The sequence below is a fragment of the Thiolapillus sp. genome, from assembly GCF_048562965.1.
GTDB classification, from domain to species: domain Bacteria; phylum Pseudomonadota; class Gammaproteobacteria; order Chromatiales; family Chromatiaceae; genus Thiolapillus; species Thiolapillus brandeum_A.
Window position 1 is genome coordinate 1 of the sequence record NZ_JBHNMF010000889.1, and the last position, 1,172, is coordinate 1,172.

Consider the following 1,172-nt stretch of genomic DNA (forward strand, 5'->3'; position numbering starts at 1 on the left):
TGGGATGTCCCAAAATCTATCACGAGGCCGAAGACACGCTTGCGGGAATCATAGCCCGGCGATACCTCGCCGCAGGTCGGGCAACAGTGTTGCACCCCTTCCTCTTGTTCCACATGTACCGTGACTTCACCCTCTGACAGCGCCAGCTCTACACCGGATACTTGCCAGCGACTCTTGATTCCCAGTATCTGGGCATATAGGTCTTTGTCTCTCATAGGGGATTACGATAATCTACCCACTCCATTTGGGGAAGAGCCAGTTTTTTAAGTCCAAGACCTGACCCTTTCATTTACATCAGCACCCCAAGATTCCAGTACGCCCCAACGGCAGAAACAATTACGGTGAACACCCCCAACACCAGATCGAACTTCACCAGACGACGGATACCGGTAGTGTCAAATGTGTTTCGCACTCTTTATCAACGGCATTCCATCGGTTAAGCAGAATGCTGTTGCTCCTCGAAATCAGCTACCGGCCGCCGCCACGCTGATCTTTACATGTCCACGGGCAGGTAGAAGAAAACGAAGCGCCCGTCCCCGATATCGACCTTCAGGGTCGCTCCGTGATACAGGCCGTAATCCACGTAGCCGGGCACGGCGCTGTTCATGTGGCATTCGCTGGCATGCTGGGGAGATTCGAAATCACGGTCCCTGTCATACCAGGAAAGCAGCATGTGTTCACCCAGCTTTTCATCCGCCACCGCGTTGGCCAGTTTCATGGCCTGCAGATAGTCCGCCGGCGCGGGATCGGGATGCAGCTCAACAATGGTCACCCCGGAATAGTCCGGCTCCTGGGGGATCGAGCAGGTGGGCGGATTTATCCTGTCAGTCATCTTCAGCCAGGTGCTTGTGGGAGCCGTCACAGAAAGGCGGTTTCTTGGTGCGCTTGCAGGTGCAGAAATAGTAGTCGTCATCCTTGGGGGCTGTAAACACTACGGGGCTGAACTCGGTATCTTCATGAGAACCGTCACAAAACGGCTGGGACTGACTACGGCCACAACTGCACCAGTAGACGGTTTCGCCTTCCTTGAGGGCCACGATTGTGGATTTTGTTCCTGCTACCAGAGGGATTGCCAATGCCTTTCTCCTGTTGATTTTTATAGATATGATGCCATATTAAATCAGATACTAACTGTCAAGTCCCTATAGATCATAGATTTTCTTTTTGAATAA

General features: G+C 52.6%; 2 protein-coding genes and 1 pseudogene. All 3 read right to left on the reverse strand.

From position 1 onward, the window contains the following. A pseudogene (locus ACOCD2_RS20915) lies at nt 1-215 on the reverse strand (hypothetical protein); the annotation flags it as partial. A gap of 278 nt (nt 216-493) precedes the next feature. Next, entirely contained in the window at nt 494-832 is a 339-nt protein-coding gene (locus ACOCD2_RS20920) for an AF1514 family protein (protein ID WP_293650329.1), read from the reverse strand. Further along, nucleotides 825-1,076 (reverse strand): CDGSH iron-sulfur domain-containing protein, encoded by a 252-nt coding sequence (locus ACOCD2_RS20925; protein WP_293650330.1) that lies wholly within the window; start codon nt 1,074-1,076, stop codon nt 825-827. The genes ACOCD2_RS20920 and ACOCD2_RS20925 overlap by 8 nt, the downstream gene beginning before the upstream one ends. Nucleotides 1,077-1,172 lie beyond the last annotated feature (96 nt).